Source organism: Actinobacillus porcitonsillarum (genome assembly GCF_003101015.1).
Taxonomy (GTDB): domain Bacteria; phylum Pseudomonadota; class Gammaproteobacteria; order Enterobacterales; family Pasteurellaceae; genus Haemophilus_A; species Haemophilus_A porcitonsillarum.
Genome location: NZ_CP029206.1, coordinates 2,125,224 through 2,148,305 on the forward strand (window position 1 = coordinate 2,125,224; position 23,082 = coordinate 2,148,305).

Annotated in this window: 22 protein-coding genes; 8 read left to right on the forward strand and 14 right to left on the reverse strand. The window is 35.4% G+C overall.

Going from position 1 to position 23,082, the window contains the following annotated elements; all coding sequences use genetic code 11:
• Positions 1-35: 35 nt before the first annotated feature.
• The 3 genes from DDU33_RS10180 to ung all read right to left on the reverse strand — a co-directional run bounded on the left by DDU33_RS10180 (position 36) and on the right by ung (position 4,398).
• A complete protein-coding gene (locus DDU33_RS10180) occupies positions 36-1,694 on the reverse strand; it encodes an amino acid ABC transporter ATP-binding/permease protein (protein WP_108925020.1) in 1,659 nt (552 codons plus the stop codon).
• Positions 1,681-3,435 carry an ABC transporter ATP-binding protein/permease gene (locus tag DDU33_RS10185; protein WP_108925022.1) on the reverse strand — a complete coding sequence of 585 codons (1,755 nt, stop codon included), beginning with the start codon at positions 3,433-3,435 and terminating at the stop codon, positions 1,681-1,683. The genes DDU33_RS10180 and DDU33_RS10185 overlap by 14 nt, the downstream gene beginning before the upstream one ends.
• A 291-nt stretch (positions 3,436-3,726) precedes the next feature.
• Positions 3,727-4,398, reverse strand: a complete 672-nt coding sequence (gene ung, locus DDU33_RS10190) for a uracil-DNA glycosylase (protein WP_005819675.1) — start codon at positions 4,396-4,398, stop codon at positions 3,727-3,729.
• Positions 4,399-4,579: 181 nt separating this feature from the next.
• On the opposite strand from ung, the gene grcA reads away from it, so the two are divergent.
• Both grcA and DDU33_RS10200 read left to right on the forward strand, forming a co-directional pair.
• On the forward strand, positions 4,580-4,966 hold the full coding sequence (gene grcA, locus DDU33_RS10195) for an autonomous glycyl radical cofactor GrcA (protein ID WP_005819673.1): 387 nt from the start codon (positions 4,580-4,582) through the stop codon (positions 4,964-4,966).
• A 168-nt stretch (positions 4,967-5,134) separates the two neighbouring features.
• A complete protein-coding gene (locus tag DDU33_RS10200; RefSeq protein ID WP_108925024.1) occupies positions 5,135-5,581 on the forward strand; it encodes a LexA family protein in 447 nt (148 codons plus the stop codon).
• Positions 5,582-5,629: 48 nt separating this feature from the next.
• Here the strand turns inward: DDU33_RS10200 and DDU33_RS10205 are convergent, their stop codons facing one another.
• Both DDU33_RS10205 and nfo read right to left on the reverse strand, forming a co-directional pair.
• Positions 5,630-6,217 carry a C40 family peptidase gene (locus DDU33_RS10205; protein WP_005819669.1) on the reverse strand — a complete coding sequence of 196 codons (588 nt, stop codon included), beginning with the start codon at positions 6,215-6,217 and terminating at the stop codon, positions 5,630-5,632.
• A gap of 112 nt (positions 6,218-6,329) precedes the next feature.
• Positions 6,330-7,169: a deoxyribonuclease IV gene (gene nfo, locus DDU33_RS10210; protein ID WP_108925026.1), complete on the reverse strand. Its 840-nt coding sequence runs from the start codon at positions 7,167-7,169 to the stop codon at positions 6,330-6,332.
• Between the two features lie 67 nt (positions 7,170-7,236).
• Between nfo and DDU33_RS10215 the strand changes: the two genes are divergently transcribed.
• Together DDU33_RS10215 and DDU33_RS10220 are read left to right on the forward strand one after the other, a co-directional pair.
• The gene (locus tag DDU33_RS10215) at positions 7,237-7,788 is read left to right on the forward strand and encodes a TorD/DmsD family molecular chaperone (RefSeq protein WP_108925029.1); all 552 of its coding nucleotides are present in this window, start codon (positions 7,237-7,239) and stop codon (positions 7,786-7,788) included.
• Between the two features lie 30 nt (positions 7,789-7,818).
• On the forward strand, positions 7,819-8,196 hold the full coding sequence (locus DDU33_RS10220; RefSeq protein WP_005819663.1) for a hypothetical protein: 378 nt from the start codon (positions 7,819-7,821) through the stop codon (positions 8,194-8,196).
• A gap of 162 nt (positions 8,197-8,358) precedes the next feature.
• Here DDU33_RS10220 and DDU33_RS10225 read toward each other — a convergent pair whose 3' ends face one another.
• The 7 genes from DDU33_RS10225 to DDU33_RS10255 all read right to left on the reverse strand — a co-directional run bounded on the left by DDU33_RS10225 (position 8,359) and on the right by DDU33_RS10255 (position 16,314).
• Positions 8,359-9,294, reverse strand: coding sequence for an IS256 family transposase, variant Zn-binding type (locus tag DDU33_RS10225; RefSeq protein ID WP_244175319.1), 936 nt, complete (start codon positions 9,292-9,294; stop codon positions 8,359-8,361).
• A gap of 9 nt (positions 9,295-9,303) precedes the next feature.
• Positions 9,304-9,561, reverse strand: a complete 258-nt coding sequence (locus tag DDU33_RS10230) for a hypothetical protein (protein WP_108925031.1) — start codon at positions 9,559-9,561, stop codon at positions 9,304-9,306.
• An 8-nt stretch (positions 9,562-9,569) separates the two neighbouring features.
• Positions 9,570-10,232, reverse strand: coding sequence for a hypothetical protein (locus DDU33_RS10235; protein WP_108925033.1), 663 nt, complete (start codon positions 10,230-10,232; stop codon positions 9,570-9,572).
• Between the two features lie 415 nt (positions 10,233-10,647).
• A complete protein-coding gene (locus tag DDU33_RS10240) occupies positions 10,648-11,217 on the reverse strand; it encodes a hypothetical protein (RefSeq protein ID WP_108925035.1) in 570 nt (189 codons plus the stop codon).
• 448 nt (positions 11,218-11,665) lie between these two features.
• On the reverse strand, positions 11,666-12,763 hold the full coding sequence (gene apbC, locus DDU33_RS10245; protein WP_108925037.1) for an iron-sulfur cluster carrier protein ApbC: 1,098 nt from the start codon (positions 12,761-12,763) through the stop codon (positions 11,666-11,668).
• Positions 12,764-12,771: 8 nt separating this feature from the next.
• On the reverse strand, positions 12,772-14,346 hold the full coding sequence (locus tag DDU33_RS10250) for a peptide ABC transporter substrate-binding protein (protein ID WP_108925039.1): 1,575 nt from the start codon (positions 14,344-14,346) through the stop codon (positions 12,772-12,774).
• Positions 14,347-14,439: 93 nt separating this feature from the next.
• The gene (locus DDU33_RS10255; RefSeq protein WP_108925041.1) at positions 14,440-16,314 is read right to left on the reverse strand and encodes a SurA N-terminal domain-containing protein; all 1,875 of its coding nucleotides are present in this window, start codon (positions 16,312-16,314) and stop codon (positions 14,440-14,442) included.
• Positions 16,315-16,494: 180 nt separating this feature from the next.
• Between DDU33_RS10255 and DDU33_RS10260 the strand changes: the two genes are divergently transcribed.
• Positions 16,495-17,799, forward strand: a complete 1,305-nt coding sequence (locus DDU33_RS10260; protein WP_005819648.1) for a cation:proton antiporter — start codon at positions 16,495-16,497, stop codon at positions 17,797-17,799.
• 48 nt (positions 17,800-17,847) lie between these two features.
• Here the strand turns inward: DDU33_RS10260 and DDU33_RS10265 are convergent.
• Together DDU33_RS10265 and purH are read right to left on the reverse strand one after the other, a co-directional pair.
• Positions 17,848-19,169 (reverse strand): IS3 family transposase gene (locus tag DDU33_RS10265; protein ID WP_108925043.1). Its coding sequence is split into 2 segments (ribosomal slippage): positions 17,848-18,695 and positions 18,695-19,169, totalling 1,323 coding nucleotides; the frame shifts between segments, so codons are not numbered across the junction.
• Between the two features lie 81 nt (positions 19,170-19,250).
• Positions 19,251-20,840 (reverse strand): bifunctional phosphoribosylaminoimidazolecarboxamide formyltransferase/IMP cyclohydrolase, encoded by a 1,590-nt coding sequence (gene purH / locus DDU33_RS10270; protein WP_108925045.1) that lies wholly within the window; start codon positions 20,838-20,840, stop codon positions 19,251-19,253.
• A gap of 116 nt (positions 20,841-20,956) precedes the next feature.
• On the opposite strand from purH, the gene DDU33_RS10275 reads away from it, so the two are divergent.
• From DDU33_RS10275 to DDU33_RS10285, 3 genes are all read left to right on the forward strand, one after another.
• Positions 20,957-21,229, forward strand: coding sequence for a GNAT family N-acetyltransferase (locus DDU33_RS10275; RefSeq protein ID WP_108925047.1), 273 nt, complete (start codon positions 20,957-20,959; stop codon positions 21,227-21,229).
• 109 nt (positions 21,230-21,338) lie between these two features.
• Positions 21,339-22,373, forward strand: coding sequence for a methionine ABC transporter ATP-binding protein MetN (gene metN, locus DDU33_RS10280; RefSeq protein WP_005821459.1), 1,035 nt, complete (start codon positions 21,339-21,341; stop codon positions 22,371-22,373).
• On the forward strand, positions 22,363-23,040 hold the full coding sequence (locus DDU33_RS10285; protein WP_005821457.1) for a methionine ABC transporter permease: 678 nt from the start codon (positions 22,363-22,365) through the stop codon (positions 23,038-23,040). The genes metN and DDU33_RS10285 overlap by 11 nt, the downstream gene beginning before the upstream one ends.
• Positions 23,041-23,082 lie beyond the last annotated feature (42 nt).

Below are 23,082 nucleotides of genomic sequence, written 5' to 3' on the forward strand. Positions count from 1 at the left end.
AACATGAATCTCATAATGTATATTATACCTATACATTATGAAGCTCTTGCTGTCTCAATATTAATAACTTCATCACAAATCGACATTGTTGAAGGTCTATGGCTCACAAGAATAATTAACTTTTGTTCTTTCTCACTAAGTAAAGATTTTAAAATTATTGCTTCATTTAAACTATCTAAATTACTCGTTGGTTCATCTAATAGAATAATAGGAGAATTATGTAGAAATGCTCTTGCAAGACCTATACGCTGTTTCTCCCCATCCGATAAATTACTTCCTAATTCAGAAACTTTAGTCTCATACCCATTGGGAAGTCCCATAATAAATTCATGAATAGAAGCTTTTCTAGCGGCTTCAATCACATCATCATAACTAGCTTGTCTATTAGCTAAAATAATATTTTCATAGATACTCTCATTGAAAATATAAGTTTTTTGTGTAATATATGAGATATTATTCCGCAAACATTGGGTATTAATATCTTGTAAAGGTACTCCATTGATATTTACTTGTCCGAATTGAGGCTCATAGAACCGCATTATCAGCTTTAATAATGTGCTCTTTCCACTACCACTTTTCCCATAAACACCTATAATTTTTCCTTTTTCAAGAGTAAAAGTTACATGTTGGAGAACAGGAATACTTTCATAGGAAAATCCTACATTTAAAAATTGAATATACTTAATATTTTGAATATATTTACCATTTATAACATCTTTTAAGACGGGTTCCTCATTTAATAAATCTAATACCCTCTCTCCACTAGCTAATGTTTGTAGTAAGTTATTTGATAAGTTACTTAATGCAATAACAGGACCATAGCTAGACATTAATAAAATAACGCTGATTAATAAACCTGAGAATGAAATCTCTTGATAGATATAAAGTACAATACCTATAAATAAAATTAATATATTAAAAATGGATATAGCTAATTCTGAGTATATTCTAACTTTTCCTTCTTGCTCTTTGAGCTGTAAAAAAGCCGAATCTATTTTTTTACTACGACCAAGAATCCCATTTAATCTAGATTTTTGATTATTAAATAATAAAATTTCTTTCATCCCTCTAATACTATCTAAAAAATAGTCATTTAACTCTCCGACTAATCCTCTATATTCACGCCCATAATCTCTTGCCGTTCTAGTAGTAATATACGGAATTATTACACCAATAACTAAATAAGCAAATAATGCGATGACTGAAAATATTATCGACACATGACCTAAAATAATAATCAGAATAAGAGAAGTTAGAAAAGCGATCACAATAGGAGCTATCGTATGAGCATAAAATACTTCTAATAGCTCAATATCATTAGTAATTAAAGATAATAACTGCCCAGCTTGTTTACTTTGTAATTTAATCAATGCTAATTTACGTAAAGCTTCAAACACTTTATTTCTTAATAATGCCAACAACTTAAATGCTATATAATGCCCTGACATATGTTCTAAATACCGAAAGACTCCTCTTAAAACAGCAAGGAAAATAAGTATATTTATAATTTGATGGAACTCAAAATAACTAGGAAAATCAAGCAAGGATGCAAACCCTAACGCTCCAAATCCCATAATAGATATAGCACTTAAGAATCCTAAAGTTCCCATAATAATGGTAAATAGCATTACATGAGAAAGAGGTTTAACCAGCTTTAATAACTGCCACATAATAAAAAAACTATTTCTTTTCATTTAGCTCTCCACGTCTAAGACCTTCTAATTCCACCTGCTGATTAAACATTTCCGCATAAATTCCTTTTATACATATAAGTTCCTGATGCGTTCCTTGTTCAACAATATAGCCATCTTGTAATACATAAATTTTATCGGCAATAGCCGCATTAGCTAAACGATGAGAAACCATAATTATAGTTTTTTCTCTTTTTAAACTCTGTATTAATTTTAAAATGATTTCTTCACTTTCAATATCAATATTACTAGTTGCTTCATCAAAAATATAAATTGAAGAATCATGTAATAAGGCTCTTGCTAAGGCTAAGCGTTGAATTTGCCCCCCTGAGATATTTTCGCCTTGACTGAGTAAATTCATATCTAAGCCACCATTTTCTTTAATAAAAGAAGATAAATTTACTTGTTCTAAACAAGAATAAATTTCCTCATCTGTAGCCTGAGGATTAGCCACAAGCATATTATCTCTGACACTCCCTTTAAAAATATAACTATTATGGCTAACTAAAGAAATAGTTTGATAAAGTGATTGAAAACTCAATTCAGATTGTTTTTTCCGATTAAATAAAATTTTTCCATCTACATAGTTATGAAATCCCATTAATAAAGAAATTAAGGTAGATTTACCACATCCACTTTTACCAACAAACACAGTTAACTTTTTTGGTTCAATACTTATATTTAAGTTATTAAGAATAGGTTTTTCTGGAATATAGGAAAAAGATAAATCTTCAATATCTATCCTTACTGAATCATCTATTTCAAAATCAGTTTTTTTCATATCGTCACCCAACTTAATATCTAACAAATTAAATATTTTATCTGAAGCTACTTTCCCATTCATGGCGACATGAAAAAAAGAACCAAGTAAACGTAATGGTATAAAAAATTCTGAAGAAATAAGAATAAATAAAATAACCCCCAAAGTATCTAGACTATTCACCCTATATTGTAGAAGAGCAATTATAATTCCTAGAACACTCCCCCCATATGCTAATAGATCCATTAGAGAAATAGAGTTCAGTTGCATTGTAAGTACTTTCATTGTAATAGAACGAAAATGTTCTGCTTCTACATCCATTTTTTTTGCCTTATAAATATCGTCCTGATAAACTTTTAATGTAACTAATCCCTGTAAGTTATCCAAAAAGCTGCTCCCCAATCCAACATAGACTGTCCAATACTTAGCCAACAATCGCTTAGCAATTTTATTTACTATAATAATTGAGAACGGGATTAGAGGGACACATATTAATAATATAAATGCTGTCTCAATATTAAAAAAGCTTAAAAAAATAAATAATGTTAATGGAGCTAAAACGCTATAGAATAGTTGTGGTAAATATCTGCCAAAATAGGTTTCTAATTGCTCAATCCCTTCAGAGGCTACTTGGATAATAGAAGAGGTTGATTGTTGATTAATTACACTTAATGGCATAGATGCGAGCTTTTGATAAATTAATATTCTCAGCTTGTGTTTGACATGAACACTAGCTTTATAAGATGCATTAATAGCTTTCTTCCCAGCCAGAATTTTAATTAATAATAGTGTCATTAATAAGAAAAAATAAAAAATGATGTTATTTATAGCTAAAGAATATTCAAATGCTTCTTGTAAAATTTTAGAGAAGATAAATGCACTACAGATACTAGCTAATAATGCGATCCAATTCCATAGTACATTAATTATGATCCATTTTTTACTTTCTTCAACCGTATTAATTAGTCTTTTATCAATCATCATAAATCATATATCTCCGGTAATAATATACAAAGTGTCTTAATTACATGTATAAAAATATCAGTATCATTAACTATAATGAAATACACTTTCAACTATTATAAAATTCAGATTACTTAATGCTATATCTAGTTATCTTCTTTATCTTCAACAAAAATAGTAATGATTATCAATAATACATTATTACAGAAAATAAATGAAAAAGATTATCAATATAATTTGATAAAAATCAAAAAACCGATATATACAGCATATATATCGGTTTTATAAGTGTTCATATATTACTAAACTGACTTACTTATTGATAGGTAAGCTCCAATTTATAGTTTTTATATTCTTCATCTGTAAGTAGTCATTTGCCTTAGAAAAATGCTTGCAACCGAAGAAGCCTCGATGTGCTGATAATGGAGAGGGATGTGGTGCTGTTAAAACACAATGACGTTTTCTATCAATAAATTGTCCTTTCTTTTGAGCATGACTTCCCCAAAGTAGAAAGACGATATTTTCACGGTATTCATTAAGCTGTGCAATCACTTTATCTGTAAAAGTTTCCCAACCAAATTTGGCATGAGAATGAGCCATTCCTTGCTGAACAGTTAAAACAGTATTAAGTAATAATACGCCTTGTTTTGCCCAATCAATTAAATAGCCATGCTGAGGAATTTGAAATCCCACAATATCTTGAGAAAGCTCCTTATATATATTGACTAACGAAGGGGGAGGAGCAACCGGTGGCTTAACAGAAAAAGCTAAACCATGTGCTTGATTAGGACCGTGATAAGGGTCTTGTCCCAAGATCACAACTTTTACATCACAAAACTCAGTAAGTGAAAAGGCACTAAATACTTCATTTTGAGGCGGATAAACAATTTTACCGCTCATTCTCTCATGATGCACCTGTTGCAAAATATGCTGAAAATAAGGTTGTAATTTCTCTTCCCCTAGTGCTTCTTTCCATGTTTTCATGTTTCTACCTACTTTTATAAATTTAGTTTCTGTCTGTTTTTTAATCAGTTGAATATATTTTCGCTAAAAATGTTCAAATTTTTATCGTAATTTTCATCAAGATAAGTATAATTAGTTCATCAAATTTTTTTGAAATTTTAAAATTTTTTTATAAATTTCTTCCATCTATTAGGAGTTAAAAATGATTAAAGGTGTACAAATTACCGAATCAACAAACAGCAACTTAGTAAATTCTTTCTGGTTATTAGACGAAGCAAAAAACGAAGCTCGTTGTATCGCTTCTAAAGGTAACGTTTACAAAGAAGACGAAGTTGTTGCAATCAGCGATTTAGGTCAAATTTCATACCGTGAAGTACCAGTAAATGTTGCTCCAACAATCAAAGTTGAAGGTGGTCAGCATTTAAACGTAAATGTATTACGTCGTGAAACATTAGAAGATGCAGTTAAAAACCCAGAAAAATATCCACAATTAACTATTCGTGTTTCTGGCTATGCTGTACGCTTTAACTCATTAACACCAGAACAACAACGTGATGTAATTACTCGTACTTTCACAGAAAGCTTATAATATCAGCTTTTTCCTTAAGGAAGCACCTCTATGAGGTGCTTTTTTATTATTTTATTAACCTCCATCTTAAAATACTGTAAAAAAAATCACATTAAACTATTGACACTGGTTACTTAATCAGTAAAATAAATACTGTATAAAACGCCAGATTTAAGATAGAGGTAAAATATGGCAAGTCTCAAAGTTATCAAAAAAGCATCGTCTTATCAGCCAATTCCTTTATATCGAGATATAAATCCTGATCATGAACGATCTATCAAATTAGATTTAAATTCGCTTTGTATTAAGCGTCCTACGGATACATTTTTTATATTAATTAAAAACCCTAATTTAATTGCTTGGGGAATTGAACTTGATGATCTTGTTATTGTTGAAAAATCACAACAATACTATAAAAATGACTTACTCGTACTTGAGAAAGAAGGAGATTATAAATTCTATCAATTCTTTAATGAAGTTGATGGAGAAATCATACTTTTCTCATTAGATATTCACGAAAAAAATTTACGTTTAAAAGATTGGAATGAGGTAAATGTGGCGGGTGTTATCACAAATATTGTGCATCAAATGAGACAGCGCTTCTCTACTTCTCAAGAAAAAAGATATGTCGCCTAATAAAAAAATCGCTATGTATTACTTACATAGCGATTTTTTATCATTTTATTATAAAACTCGACGCGATTGTGTATAATTTCTAGCCCAATAACTTTCAGAAAGAGAGCTTGTGGTTACACCTCGACTTGAACTTGCATGAACAAATTTACCCCCACCAATATACACACCAACATGATTATTTTTACGAAAGAAAACTAAATCTCCTGGGCGTAAATCTGATTTTGAAATCGAACGACCTGAATAACGCTGTTCCGCAGTAGAACGAGGAAGATGAACATTAAAAGCACCACTCATTGTCTTTTGAACAAATGCAGAACAATCAATACCACCTACGCCGCTACCACCTAAACGATAACGGGTACCAGCCCACTTTCGATAAATATTATTTACTTTCTGCGAAGCCTGATTTGCTGATGAAGCATTTTGATTATGCGGGGCAGTCTTTACCTCTTTACGAGATATTTGTTGCTCAATTTGTTCTGGTGTTGCTGCTTTTGCAACTATTCTAATTTGGTTAGGAGTGGCAGGAACACTACTTAAACTTGCATTTGCCATTGAAGCATAGCTAGAAAAAAGCGTAAATAAAGAAGTCATTAAAAATGGCTTAAGCCCAGTTAAAGTAATGTATTTTTTCATAATTTTGTCTCGCCAGAACAACTACAGCGTATTTATTCCTATTAAAAAACCAATTAAATAGCCTATCTACATGATAGGCTATACCTAAGATAGCAAGCAGTATAACCTATATTTATGCTAATGTCCTTAAAAAATTTATCTCATCCGCCCAAATTTCCGGATTTATTGTTTCTAAAATCAACGGAATATTATCAAAGCGGTCATCTTTCATAATAAATTTGCAAAAATCGGTGCCGATTGTGCCTTCTCTTAATGTATCGTGACGATCTTTTCGGCTACCTAACGGTGTTTTCGAGCCATTTAAATGCATTCCCCGTAAATAACGGAAGCCGACAATTTCATCGAACTGCCGAAATGTCTCATCACAACTTGCTAACGAAGAAATATCATAACCTGCTGAAAATAGATGACAGGTATCTAAGCAAACGCCCACTCGATTTTTATCTTCTACTTGGTCAATAATTTCAGCTAAATGTTCAAAACGATAACCTAAATTTGAACCTTGCCCCGCCGTATTTTCAATGACGGCGATCACATTTGGGACTTTCTCAATAGCCATGTTGATCGACTCCGCAATACGAGCCAAGCAATCACTTTCTGAAATTAAATTCAAATGCGAACCTGGGTGAAAATTTAATAACTTCAATCCAAGCTGATTAGCACGTTCCAGTTCATCGATAAAAGCCGCTCTTGATTTCTCTAGCCCTTCTTTATCGGGGCTTCCCAAATTAATTAAATAGCTATCATGCGGAAGAATATGCTCAGGTTGAAAATGATGAACTTGGCAAAAACGCTTGAATTTTTCGATGGTTTCCGCTTTCAGTGGCGTTGCTTTCCATTGACGCTGATTTTTAGTAAATAATGCAAAAGCATTAGCACCAATTTCTACCGCTCTTAAAACAGCATTCTCAACGCCTCCTGAAGCACTCACGTGTGCACCAATATATTTCATTACTTTCTCCCTATTTTTTGTAGTTCGTGTAAAATAACTAACATTTTACACCGCTTGTTTATTGACTATGAACGAAATGATTAACGATTTTTCTTTACTGTGCCGCTTATTCGGCAATCTTTTTTATCGCTCGCCCACCGATCCGGTACTAACGGCAACATTTAATTGGCTCGCCCAAGGGGGATTACGTAGCCAATGGGCTTTAGCCACCGATACACAAAGCGATTTAGCCTTAACTCTTGTTGAAAAATATGCTCACCCTACCCAATTACAAGCCGACTATCAAGCGCTTTTTGGCGAGGGAGGTGCTATTGCTACAACAATTTCTGCCTATAAAATTTCAATCGAAGATTTCGTCTCCTTTAGACAGGAACGTGCCATGCCTGCACTTGAGCATGCGGATCATATTGCTTTATTGCTATTAACAGCTTCTTGGATTGAAGATAATTTGGACTCAACGTTGGCACAACAAACGCTTTTTGAACAATTTTTATTACCTTGTATGAGTAAATTTTTAGGTTTAGTCGAAACGCACGATCAAGGCTTTTATAAAGCGATTGCGCAATTAACCCGTGATGCTTTATCAGCTATGTCTGATGAATTAGAGGAAGAGGAATAGGCTAAATACCACTCACTAAAGGAGGCGTAAATGAAAACAAAATTATTATTTGCATTATCCGTCTGTTTAATGACCGCTTGCACACTCACGCCTGAGCAACAAGCGGCTCGTCAAGCCAAGCAAATCAAAGCGCAACAAAAACTTTCTGTTGAAATTGCGAAACAATGCGATCTTGAAACGGCACAATTGATGGAACAAGTTTATGACCCACCAATTAGCCAAACAGATCAAGAAAAAACAGTGCTCATGAAGCGCTATACGCAAAAAATCAATGATCCAATGTTTCAAGCGTGCAATAAGCTTGCATGGGATAACTATAAGAAACAGATCGAAATTGAAGAGATGAGACGTTACTACGATGAGCGTCCTCATTTCTATCCTTGGCATTATTGTTATGCTTGTTGGTAATATAAAAAGTAAAGCGGTATGATTTAGCAAAACAACGGTATTATGTAGCAGTTGCACAAAACCCAAAACGCACTTAAGGCATAGTAGACAAAATGGTTGCTAATTTCGTGAAAACTATGCCTATATGACAAAGTGGTTGCTAATGAATATTTTTAATTATTCTTAGTAACTCTTTTTATTTAAAAAATCCTTTATAAACATAATCTTATGTTTCTTCGTTAATCCTTCATGATGCGATAATTTCTTCTTAAGTTGTCCAAATAAGTTTTCAAGTCTATTTGTTGTTTTTTCGATATTTAAATCGCTATACTTTTCATAGGTAAATAAATAATCCATATAACGTTTAAAACTATGATAAGCACTTCTTACATTTCTATGTTTATAAGGATAATAGCCCTTCTCATTCGGTTTATCTGACCGTTCTTCTAAAAATGCTTTATGTTTTAAATACCAATGGTGTAATCGTAAATAGAAGTCTTTTTTAGAACTCTGTTTAAGTGTCAATGCAATGATTTTTAATTCTTTTCCAGCCATAGACTGATGCTTTTTTCGTAATGCTCTCATCACAATGGCTACCATATGAAAATGGCACATTTGTGTCGGTGTATTCAATAAATCTTTCAATATACCCCGTCTGCCGTCGCAGGTAATTGATTGAATTTTATAGCCTTTCATACGAAGTGAATTAAACGCTATTCTGTAATAAACATCTTTTTCCGTTTTGATGATACGATGGTAAACCACTTTTTTAGAAAGTGAATCCATCAGGACTAAAATACCAAATTCACGGCCAAAGAAGGTGGTATCCGCAATAATATTTAAATAACGTGATAGTGGTGGATTTAATGCTGTTTTAGGGGCTTTTTCGAGATATCTTTGAATTGTTCTAATTGAACAATGATATTTTTCGGCAAGTTGTTTATAGGTTTGTTTTCCTATTGAATAATCATTCCAAATATTTATTGGATTTAATTTCTTTTTAAGGGTAAATGTTTTATTACAGGCATTACATTTATAGCGTTGAATATTATTTCTTATACCATGTTTGCGAATGTCGCTACTGTGGCAAAAATGACATTTTTTGGGTTCATAATTCAAAAAAGTGGCTTAAAGCCCGTAATATAAGGCTTTAAGCCACTTTTTAGCAACCATTTTGTCTACTATGCCAGAAAAATCAATTTTATCTCCATTATCCTTTATGCCAGACATAAACTTATCAATAACACCAAAGCTAGCCGCTGATACAAGCCTACCATGTCCATTTTTCATGATATCGCTCATTAAAAACACAACTTCTGCTAATTTTTTATCCTGTGCATCAAGTGCTATTTTATCATATTCTTGATTCATCTTAATTATAGTCATATTCACTCCTAATTATTAGTAGAAATCTCATACTCATTAAAGTTAATAACTTCACCACATTGATTTAAAGGATAATATCTTTTTTCGGAAAGTCCATCGTATGATGGCACTTTAAGCAAATCAATATCCAAGCGATAATGATACCCTTGAATTATGTTTGTTAAGGATTTTACATTTACCAACAACACATCCTTCTTAATCAAAAAACTATCCAGATTGTAAAGCTCCAAGTGAGTTCCCCTATGATTTATAACTGAATGATCAATAAGACTTCCCACTTCAACTCCCTCCACAACTTTGGCATTTAAATCTCTAAAAAAGTCACTAAGATCTAGCTTCATTACTTTTATTAGATTACCTGAGTCATCTTCAATTAGTATATTATCGCTATAATTATATATATAATCATGCAACTTATACTCTAATTTATAAATATCTATTTTAGGAGAAACCCATATTTCACACTCTTGATCATACCTGCAACTTTCATATTTATTTTTTCTTTTCTCTCTATCCTCTTTCATTTTTTCAAAAAAACTATTTATAGAGTGATTCACATCTACTTCATTACGGTTAAAACACTCCACCTTATCATATGAATAGCAATTACTAATAATTAATATAAAACACAATAACAGATAGAGGTATTCTTTATGTTCAAAACTCTTCATAATTTATTATCTAAAACTTCTTTATGCACTTATCCTGATTTCCACTTCACATTCTAGTTAACAGCTTATATTTATACCACGCTAGATATTAACTATTGTACGAAAAATTAATTTTACAAAAATTGGTTAAGAGGTTACTCATAAATAATGACTAAATTTCTTATTTAGTTTAAGATAACGCCATGATAAAAGCCTCCTAAAATAGCACAAACTTTTCGAGCTCTTCATCGCTGAGGTAATAGCAGCGGATGCCGCAGATAATTCGCAAACAAGTGAAGCCCAACAGCATTGTCTATATAGATTTCTACACAAGTTACGTTACGACATACTAGACATACTAAATGTGAGTGAATTTCACTATTTATGCTGAAGCTGCTAACAATGCTAGGTTGTCATTAGACATAATCCTACCTCACTAGTTATTTAAATAATCATTCATAAAATCTGAACCTTCCGAAATATCATTTTCATTACACTTAAAACTTTCAGCTAGCCCTGAAAGAGGGTTTCTGAAATACCCCGCAATTAAATGATACTGTACTATAACCTGTTTAAGGTTATGATCGTATAGTACGAAAGTATTATGACCAAATATCTTGTTAGGGTTTATATATACATATATATTTAAGTAAGGATATTTTCTATTTACCTCCCCTAAAAAATGTTTATTTCCATCAAAATACATCACTGCTTGATATAAACCTTGGTTTTTTATAAAAAAAGGCTCTTTTTCTGGCTCACCTTCAATCGTAGGATAATATACCCATTCAGTACCTTTGAGTGACTCATTAACGCCTGATAACTTTCTCCATTCTTCAGGTGTTAAAAAAACTTCTACTTCTTTACCTTTCCATACATTACAACGGTAAGGTGTGATAATCTGTGCAAGAAACATATCATGAAGTAAAAGCAATAATAGGAATGAAATAGTCAGAAAAGTGTAACAACAAGGATGCTTTAAAACGTGCTGCTTTAACTTACTCATCACAAAACCTCACCATCATTTTTATTCTAAACTCTAAATATAGGGTAATAAAAAGTGTCATTATTGTATTTATAACACACGAAATGCGCTTAATAAATAGTCAATTATTAAATTTATGATCTACTTCATATTTTTTATGAATAGAAATTTCAGAGGGAATATTTAAAGAACTGAAGCAGAAATTATTTGCTCATAAGAAATTAACAAAAACATAACATTATGTTTATAAAGGATTTTTTAAATAAAAGAGTTGGTAATAATTAGGAAAAATAATTAAAACCAACACTTTTGTCTACTATGCCTTTCTTTTGCTTTACTCATAAAAAAATCCTGATAAAGTAGAATGATTTATCAGGATTTTAATTTATCAATCGGATGAAATCTTTGTGCAACTGCTACATAATACCGCAAAACAAAGACAAAATCATACCACTTATTCTTTTAATAATTACTTCACTTCACGAATCATAATTTCCGAAGGAATTACACTGCCTTGCCAATATAATTCAGCCGCCACTTTTGCAGCGAGTTCTAAATAAGCTTGGCTGGTTTCATGTTCCGGAGCGGCTTCTACCGTTGGCATACCGTTATCTAAATCTTCACGTAAACGAATATGAAGCGGAAGTTGCCCTAATACTTGTGTGCCATATTTCTTCGCAATTTTTTCTGCGCCACCCGTACCAAAAATATCTTCGTGATGCCCACAATTTTGGCAAATATGCACGCTCATATTTTCAATGACACCAAGTACCGGCACCGAAACTTTTTGGAACATGGAAATCCCTTTTACAGCATCTAATAAAGCAATATCTTGCGGTGTCGTTACCACTACAGCCCCCGTTACCGGGATCTGTTGAGAAAGCGTTAATTGAATATCCCCTGTACCCGGTGGCATATCGATCACTAAGTAATCCAATTCGTTCCACCATGTTTCATTTAGTAATTGGCTTAATGCACTGCTTGCCATTGGACCACGCCAAATGGTTGCGCTATCTTCCGACATCAAGTAGCCAATAGAATTGGATTGAATACCATAAACCTCAACAGGCGTGATATGCTTGTTATCCGGCGAAGTCGGACGCTGATCTTTTGCTCCAAGCATATGTGGAATAGAAGGACCATAAATATCGGCATCAAGGATCCCCACTCTTGCCCCTTGTGCTTTTAACGCTAAGGCTAAATTAACCGATGTGGTTGATTTCCCAACACCGCCCTTGCCGGAAGTCACCGCAATAATATTTTTAACGCCATTAACCGCCGGGTGATTATTCGCACGCTTTAAGGTGGCAATATTGTAATTTAATACCCATTTTACACCGCTTGCAGCCGTGATTTCTTTGAGCTTTTCTTCCGTAGCGGCTTTTAACGCTTCAAATCCACTATTCCAAGCAAACGGCATGGTTAATTCAATACGTAGAATACCTGCGCCTAGCTCAGCTTTTTTTAATGCATTTAGCGCAATAAGATCTTTCTTTAATGTTGGATGAGAGAAATTTTGTAATACAAACTTAATTTCATTAAGTTGTTGTTCTGTTAATTGATTCATTGTTTTCCTTAATTTGAACTTTGAGAAGTTACTCGAGATAAATCTTTGCTATAAATTACTTCACTGGTATTACGTAAATCAATACCAGTAAGATCCGGTTTTATCATGATTTTACGCTGATATTGAAACAGGGGTAAAATCGCAATATCGTTTTCTAATTGTTGTGCAATATATTGAATTAACTCTTCCCTTTCATTTTCTGATAATGCACCTTTCTGTAATTTCTCTAATGCACTATCTACCACGCTATTGTGATAGCCATTTTTATTATCCGGACTTTGAGAATGGAACTTCCATAAAAATGCAGCAGGATCTGCATAATCCGCACACCAACCGGAACGAATCAGTTGGTAGTTTTTTTGAGCATGACGATTAAGTAAGCTGTTCCAATCAACTTCTTGAGGCTCAATGCGAATTAAATCAGATTGTGCTAATGCTCTTATCATCTGCTTTGCAATTTGTAGGTGCTGCCCTTGTGCGTCATAAACAACATTTAGTCGTAATGGATTATTTGAGTTGATCCCCATTTGAGTAAGTAATTGTTCGACAACAATTGGAGACCAACGATTTTCAACTTCAGCCCTCATTGTTTTAGGCAATACTGAATGATTTAAAAGTCCATTTTCCCCTTTAATTCTTGCCGGGAAAATCATGGCTTTAATAGCTCGGCGAATCTCCGGCTTTTGTAACTGAGGATCTTGAAAATTAAATTCATAAAAATACGTACATAAACGTGGCAAATATACGATACCTTGCGCATGTGAAGCGGTCGGATTTTCAATAAAATCTACGGACGTATCCACAACATTTCGTAGTAAGACATACTTTACTCGTTGAAAAAATAAAGACTCGTCACGAGCGACTAGCTGTAATTGTTGCTCTTGTCTATCACTGAATTGATAATCTCCATTTGTCACAAATTTACCTTGAGGTTTTTCGCCACGAAAAGTGGGTAATAGTGCGATGTGCCCTAACATTTTAGGTAGCTGGGGATTGGCTCTTTCAAGGGTAATTTTCAATGTTGAAGGATTAAGCGCTTCAACTCCGAGCTCACTGACCGGTTTGTTACCAGATAAAACGTCCTTAGCATGCTTTATACCAAGATAGGTTAAATAGGACGATAATGGCGATTGTGAGACAGGACCCGCCAAACGTTGCCAGCTCGCCACAAAATCTTCCGCAGTCACAGGTTCTCCATTAGACCATGTTTTATGATTCAGAATAAATAACCATGTTTGGTGATCTTCTGTAAACCAACTTTGTGCCACAGCTGGTTGAATCTCACCCTTCGCATTAAATTTCACCAATCCGTCAAGAAGATCTCTTAATGGCGCAGCCTGCTCATTATTTCTGACAAAGTGCGGATCTAACTCAAATTCCGTTTGGTAAATACCTCGCGTTAATGTGCGTTGGATTTGCGCCTGCTGAATTTGATAAATCTCATTGTAACGTTTAATTTCCTCAACTTTCTCTGGCGATGAATTCAATTTATCACAACTTGTAAGCAGCACGATACAAGCGGTCATTTTTACCATTTTTTTTACGATTTTAACCGCTTGTAACTGAGTATGTCGTAATTTCATAGCTTTGCCTAGAGAAAAAAAGTTGTCCTATTATACGAGAGTTCAACATAAACAAAAACACCTAAAACATTAAGGTTTTAGGTGTTTTCTATCTTATTGAGCCGGTGTAATCAATTGATCCATAAATTCTGCATTGACATCAATTGACGCTCGCTCTCGTAAATCTTTCACTAAATCGTTACGTAAGATCGTACGGTTAGCTTCTGCGAATTGCGGTTCTAACGGCTTAAATTCAGCCAACGTACCATCAGATACTTTATCTAACGCCACAATAATCACATCACCTTTTACGTTACGAGCAATTTGGAATGTTACTTTATCCGTAGGTTTTGGCATATTAAATACAGTTTTTGCCAATACTGGTTGTTGTGCTTGAGCTTGAGCGTAAACAAGCGTTTGTGTTTCACCAAACGAGATATTATTTTTACCTTCATTTAAAGCCGCTAAATTCGCTTCTGCATTACTCAGTAAAGCTTTCTCTGCTTTTTCTCGTTTAACCATTGCTTCAACGTCTGCCTTAGCTTCCTCAAGTGTTTTTTCACGTTCAGCTTGGAAATCGCTGATACGAACAAACATAGTACGAGGATTGGTTGAGTCGCCCACATCTAATGCTTCTGAATTTTGCCCTGTTTGACGTAAATCACTTTCAAATAACGCTTTCTCAACCGCTTCATGTTGTAATTCTGCCGGTACATTCGCTTGCGTAAATGCAGACGTTTTATGAATGTCTAAACCTGCCACCTTTGCTACGGCTTCTAAAGAACCGCTATTTTCAAAAGCACTATTTGCCATATCACGAGCAACGGTAGAGTATTCTGAAGCAAGTAGCTCTTTACGGATCGTTTCAGTAATTTTATCTTTTACTTGAGCTAACGGAATAACATTTTCCGCTTTACGATCAATCACTTTAATAATGTGGTAAGCATTATCAATTTTAATCGGTTGGCTTACCTGTCCGGCTTGTAATTGGTTCGCTGCATTTTCAAATGCTTGAGGGAAAGTCCCTGCTTTTGCCCAACCTAAATTACCGCCTTGTGCTGCTGATAATTTATCAGTCGATTTTTCTTTCGCTAATGCTGCGAAATCTGCACCGTTATTTAGCTGTTGTGCAATTGCATTTGCCTCTGCTTCATTTGCTACTTGGATATGAGCTAAATTCGCTTCGCCTTTTGTGACAAATTGTGCTTTATTTTTATCGTAATATGTTGCGATTTGCTCATCAGTAATTTGAATACGCTTTTCAACATCTTTTGGCGTTAAAACAAGATATTCCACCGTAAATGTTTCTGGGGTAAGCAATTGCTTTTTATGCGCATCATAAAAAGATTGCAACTCTTCAGGCGAAACCGTTTGATTTTTAGCTTCATCAGCTAAAGAATAAGTTGCTAATCTCACATCACGTTTTTGGAATAACAATTTTGCTAATGCTTCTTGTTGAGCAGGCAAGTCAAAAGAGGTATTAATAATGCCTTCTTCAATTTGAGAGAAAATCATGCCCTCACGCACAACTGCAGCATAACCATCCGGCGTCAAACCGGCATTACGTAAAGCTTGTTGATATAAATTGTTATCAAATTTGCCATTTTGTTGAAAATTAGCATCATGCACAATTTCAGATTTAATTTGATCAACGCCCACATCTAATTTTAATGACTTAGCATACTGGCGTAAAAGCTCATCATTGATGAGGCTGTTAAGTACAGATTGATTGAATTCACGAGCATATTCCGGTTTATCCAATAAATCCCATGCTTCGCCACCTTTTTGGCTATAAAGGATATTTTGCTGACGGTTTTTCGCATCAGTAAAAGTACGCTGAGAGATGCCTTCTCCATTTACTTTTACCGCTGAATTATCGGTGGCAACAAGCCCGCTACCAATACCGCCCAAAACAAACGATAAAGAAACAAGGGTAAAAACAATTTTAAAGCCCAGACTATTTGTCCGATCATGCCATTTTTCAATCATGCTATTTTTCCTACTGTTTTCGTAATCAAAAAATTCTTTGAATTATACTGGAAAGAAGATAATTCTCAAATCTGAATTTCTTTAATCTTGCCTTATCAATAAAATATTTACTTTCATTTACGTCTAAAATTTGTTTTAATTTCCTCTCCCGTCAATTTTGACTTTCATAGGATTTCCCTAATGGGCATTTATGCATATATCTGCTTTTTAGCAGCGCTTTCTATCTTACTCGGTTTCGTTACCAGCAAAATCAGTGCAAGAGTACAATCAACCATTGCAATTACTGCAGCCGCAATGGTCTGTTCTCTGTTAGTCTGGATTTTAGGTTCTTTAGGCTGGTTTAACATTGATGACATCGCTAAAAATGTCATGGAACAAATTGATTTCAAAAGTTTCCTACTAAACGGTATTTTAGGCTTTTTACTTTTTGCCGGTTCGCTTGGCGTAAAATTACCGGTTTTAAAAGACCAAAAATGGGAAATTACCACTTTCGCACTTTTTTCTACGCTTGCTTCAACCTTTATTATTGCCATACTGGTATGGGCTATTGCGAATTTGATTGGGCTTCCTCTCGACTTTATTTATTGTGTTGTTTTTGGCGCATTAATTTCGCCTACCGACCCGATCGCGGTATTAGCCATTATCAAAAATTTACGTGCGCCTAAACGTTTATCTATGCAAGTTGAAGGCGAATCTCTCTTTAATGATGGCGTAGGTTTAGTCATCTTCGTTACCGTATTTGCCGTTGCTTTCGGCGGACAGGAAGCCACCTTCTCAGGTATTACCAGCCTTTTCTTACATGAAGCGATTGGCGGTATTTTATTTGGTTTCTTACTTGGCTTTATTGCTCACATCCTCATTTCCTCTACTGATGATGGTTCAATGGAAATGATGATCACACTTACCATTCCAACAGCCGGATTTATGTTTGCCAATAACATCTTGCACGTTTCCGGCGCTTTAGCGATGGTTGTTTCAGGCATTATGATTGGTAACTGGACACGCCGTTCAGGATTTTCTGAACAAAGCCAACGCTATTTAGATCATTTTTGGGAAATGATTGACCATTTCTTAAACTCATTGCTTTTCTTCTTAATCGGTTTTGCATTACTACTCGTTGATTTTGAATTCTACGGCGTTGTGTTGATGATCATTGCCATTCCAATCTGCTTAATTGCTCGCTATTTAAGCCTATGGATTCCATTTAAAGCCATGCAGCAAATCCGTACTTATAACCCATATACATTAAAAATCATGACATGGGGCGGATTGCGTGGAGGGCTAGCTTTAGCAATGGCGCTCTCTATCCCAAGCAAAACTGCTTTTGCCGGAGAGATTGACGTTAAAGATCTTATTCTTGTGATGACTTATGCGGTTGTGATGTTTTCTATTCTTGTTCAAGGTTCAACCATTGAACCAATGATTAGAAAATCTAAAACGGTCGATCCAAATCGAGAAGAGTATTTGCAGCCTAGCCGCCACTAATAATTCTCTAAAAGCGGTCAAAATGATCTGCACCCCAAAAGTTAGACACTATTCAAAGGACTGGTTTCGATATTGTATCGGACTCAGTCCTTTTAGTTTTAATTGAATGCGTTCTTCATTGTAGTAACGCACATAGTCATTTATTGACTGTGCAAGTTCATCAATACTTTCAAAGGTTTTTCCATAAAAACATTCTGTTTTCATTCGCCCGAAAAAACTTTCCATTGCAGCATTATCTAGACAATTTCCCTTCCTAGACATACTTTGACGAATCCCATTTTTTGCTAATAGGCGTTGATAGCTGTGCATTTGATAATGGATACCTTGGTCTGAATGTAATATCGGGTTGGCATTTTTCGGGAGTTTCTTAACCGCTTGTAAGAGCATTTTTTGCACGAATGCACCACTTGGACTACGACTTAATCCATAAGCGATTAACTCATTATTAAAACAATCTAGAATCGGTAAAAAATACAGCTTTTCAGCTTTCACGCTAAATTCCGTGATATCCGTAAGCCATTTCTCATTCGGACGATTCGCTTTAAAGTCTCTTTGTAACAGATTCGGGGCGAGTTTGCCTTGCTCTCCTCGGTAAGCATTGTATTTACGCCGTTTCTTCGTGCAGACTTGTAATCCCATTGTTTGAATCAAGCGTTGTACTCGCTTGTGATTAACCCCCTCTAACTTCGCCGTCACTCGGCGATAACCATAATTTGGCTCTTTCCGCTTAATTTCTCGAATCTGTGCTTTTAATTCACTGTCTTTATCTGGCTTTAGCTTTTGATGATAGAAGAATGTGCTACGCGCTAACTTGGCAATGGGCAAAAGTATCTCTAACGGATAATCTTCTCTCAAACTTTGAACGGTTTCTGCCGTTTGGCTTCGTCTCTTTTGACTATCTCGTCCAACTTTTTTAGAAAAGCAACCTCCGCTTCTAGTTCGAGAATACGTAGGCGTAAGCGCTCTTCTTCTGTTTTCGGTGATGGTGGCATTTTAGCGTATTTGAGTTTCATTCTTGGGCGACTTTTAGATTTGGGCTGGAGTCCCGTTATACCGTTTTTTAGAAAGGCTTTCAACCACTGGCTAATCGTGCCACTATTGGAAATACCAAAGTGAAGTGTAGCGTCTTCGGGAGAAAACCTGCCTGTAAGGATAGATTTAACCACCTTGAGTTTAAACTCAGGAGCATAAACCCTTTTGGAATGCAGAGCAGCTAAACCGTGAGCACCTGAATACTTATACTGAGCAATCCAGCGACTAACCGTTCTGTCTGATAAATTAAAATAACGAAGTGTGAGAGAAAGATTTTCGTGATGTTCAAAATAGAAATTCACGACCTGCTGTTTAAATGTTTGGTTGTATTTAGTCATAAAAAATCTGCACCTTAATCAGTTGGTTATTTAGTCCAACTTTTGGGGTGCAGATCAAATTGACCGCTTTTTAATATTTTATTAATGACGGAAATGACGCATTCCGGTTAATACCATTGCCATACCATGTTCGTCGGCAGCATCAATCACTTCTTGATCTCGCATTGAGCCACCTGGATGGATAACACAGGTAATGCCTACTTTAGCTGCTGCATCAATGCCATCACGGAATGGGAAGAAAGCATCAGAAGCCATCACACAACCGGCAACTTGTAAACCTTCATCTTCGGCTTTAATGCCAGCAATTTTAGCGGAATAAACACGGCTCATTTGCCCTGCACCAATACCGATTGTTTGCCCATCTTTGGCATAAACGATAGCATTCGATTTTACAAATTTTGCTACTTTCCAACAGAATAAGAGATCTTTTAATTCTGCTTCGGTTGGTTTACGTTTTGACACAACTTGTAAATCTTCAATTGACACCGCACCTTGATCCGCATCTTGAACTAATAAACCGCCATTAACACGTTTGAAATCAAAACGCTTTTGTGGAGCAGAAAATTCGCCACATTCTAATACACGGACATTTTTCTTTTTCGCTAAGGCTGTTTTAGCTTCTTCAGACACGCTTGGTGCAATAATTACTTCAACAAATTGACGTTCTGCAATCGTTTGTGCCGTTTCGCCGTTTAATTCACGGTTGAAGGCGATAATACCGCCAAAGGCAGATGTTGGGTCGGTTTGATATGCTCGGTTATAGGCTTCTAAAATATCTTTACCTAAAGCAACACCACAAGGGTTAGCGTGTTTTACAATCACACAAGCCGGTTCAGCAAATTCTTTTACACATTCAAGTGCGGCATCTGTATCGGCAATATTATTATAAGAAAGCGCTTTACCTTGCAGTTGTTTAGCAGTAGAAACAGACGCTTCTTTCAGCTCGTTTTCAACGTAAAATGCGGCATTTTGATGTGCATTTTCGCCATAACGCATAGTTTGTTTACGTGTAAAGTTGAGATTAAGCGTACGGGGGAATTGACCGCAAGGCTGCGTTAAATCCTCTTCTTCCGCACCCTGATATGGTGGAACTTTTTGACCGAAGTAATTGGCGATCATTGAGTCATATTGCGCAGTATGTTCGAAGGCTTTAATCGCTAAATTGAAACGGGTTTCTAGCGTAAGACTGTTTGCGTTGTTATCCATTTCAGCCAAAATCGCATCAAAGTCGTTGTTATTTACTACAATTGCAACATCTTTATGGTTTTTTGCCGCAGAACGCACCATCGTCGGGCCACCAATATCGATATTTTCTACCGCATCTTCTAAGGTGCAATCCGGTTTTGCCACTGTTGCAGCAAATGGGTAAAGGTTTACCACCACCATATCGATACGTTCGATACCGTGTTGGTTCATAATCTCATCATCAGTGCCTCGGCGACCTAAAATACCACCGTGAACTTTTGGGTGTAAGGTTTTTACACGTCCGTCCATCATTTCCGGAAAGCCGGTGTAATCTGATACTTCTGTAACCGGCAGACCTGCTTCGGCTAATAATTTTGCCGTACCACCGGTAGAAAGTAATTTTACGCCACGAGCCGAAAGCCCACGAGCAAATTCGACAATGCCTTTTTTATCCGACACACTTAATAATGCTTGCTGAATCGCCATTTTGAGTTCCTTTAATAAATGGATTAAAATAAATCGGTCAGGATTATAACGCAAACGTTTGCTTTTTTCATTAACAAGCGGTTGATTTCGTCAATTTTTTTACAAAGGAGGAAAAAATGCCTATTCAACATAATGCGGAGCAGTTTGAATTTTCTTATTTTGATGAGCAAGGGGAAAAAGTCGGAAAGCTGTGTTATCGCTACATTAAAGATGACGTGATAGACGCTTTTCATACCAAAGTTGCAGAAAGTCATCAAGGCAAAGGCATTGCAGGGGAGCTCTATGACGCATTGATTGCATTTGCTCAAGAACAACAACTCAAAATTAAACCAAGTTGTAGTTATATTGAAGTAAAAATGAGACGTTCTCATCAAAATATGATGATTTAAGCTCTTTTATTCCATTTTGATATAAAAAAAGCGGCGTTGTGAATTGACATAGCATTCTAGACGTCTAAAATAACCCGAGAGAATTTTAACAATAAATGTGGATAGTTTTATGATTCAGCTGAAAAACATCAGCAAACAGTTCGAGGTTAAGGGTAAAAAAATTACTGCCTTAGATAATGTTAACCTCCACGTGCCGAAAGGGACGATTTATGGCGTGATTGGCGCATCAGGCGCAGGCAAAAGCACGCTTATTCGTTGCGTCAATTTATTAGAACGCCCAACTATTGGCGAAGTTATCGTTGATGGTCAAGATTTGACCGCAATGTCGGATAAAGAGCTCATTCTAGCTCGCCGTAATATTGCAATGATTTTCCAACATTTTAATTTGCTTTCTTCGCAAACGGTATTTGAAAATATTGCTTTGCCATTGCGTTTAAACAATACGCCTAAAGAGCAGATTGATAAGAAAGTTAATGAATTGCTTGAGTTAGTTGGTCTGACTGAACGTAAAGATGTTTACCCAAGTAATTTATCGGGCGGGCAAAAACAACGTGTTGCTATTGCTCGTGCATTAGCCAGCGATCCGCACGTTTTACTTTGTGATGAAGCAACCAGCGCATTAGATCCAGCAACCACGCAATCTATTCTTCAATTATTAAAAGATATTAACAAACGTTTAGGCTTAACCATTTTATTGATTACTCACGAAATGGAAGTGGTGAAACGAATTTGTGATCGTGTTGCGGTAATTGATAAAGGGCAGTTAATTGAAACCGGCTCGGTAAGTGAAATTTTCTCTAATCCGAAAACGGAATTAGCGCAGAAATTTATTCAATCGACATTCCACTTTGAATTGCCGGCAGAATATACGGAACAACTTTCACAAACTGCAACAGAAAATAGTAAACCGATTATCAAATTTGAGTTTACCGGACGTTCGGTGGACGCACCGTTACTTTCCAATGTTTCTAAGAAATTTGGCATTGATTTCAGTATTTTGATGTCGCAAATTGATTACGCTGGTGGTGTAAAATTTGGTTTTGTGATCGCTGAGGTCTGTGGCGATAGTGATGCCATCGCAGAATCTAAGTTCTATTTAATTGATCATAATGTAAAAGTTGAGGTGTTAGGTTATGTGGGATAATTTTATGAATGAACTAACGCCTCAAATGTGGCAATTAGTGGCAAGTTCAACCTTAGAGACCATCTACATGGGATTTGTGGCAACCTTATTGTCCGTTGTGGTAGGCTTGCCGATTGGCTTTTTAGCATTCTTAACAGGTAAAGGCGAAATTTTAGAAAATGCTCGATTACACCAAGTGTTAGATGTGGTTATCAACATCGGGCGTTCTGTTCCTTTTATTATTTTGCTGATCGTATTATTGCCTTTTACTCGTTTACTCGTTGGTACAACGCTGGGTACAACGGCGGCGATTGTTCCTTTAAGTGTTTCGGCAATTCCATTTTTTGCCCGCTTAACGTCCAATGCGTTACTTGAAATTCCGGCTGGTTTAACTGAAGCTGCAAAATCAATGGGTGCAACAAATTGGCAAGTGGTAACGAAATTTTATTTACCGGAATCATTACCGATTTTAATTAACGGTATCACTTTAACATTGGTAGCATTGATTGGATATTCGGCAATGGCTGGTGCTGTTGGTGGCGGTGGTTTGGGTAACTTAGCAATTAGTTACGGCGAGCACCGAAATATGATTTATGTGAAATGGATTGCAACGGTCATTATTGTGGCAATTGTAATGATTTCACAAAAATTAGGTGATCATTTAGCGAAAAAATTTGATCATCGTTAAACGAAACTGCTTTATCAAGCAATTCATCATTTATATGCAAAC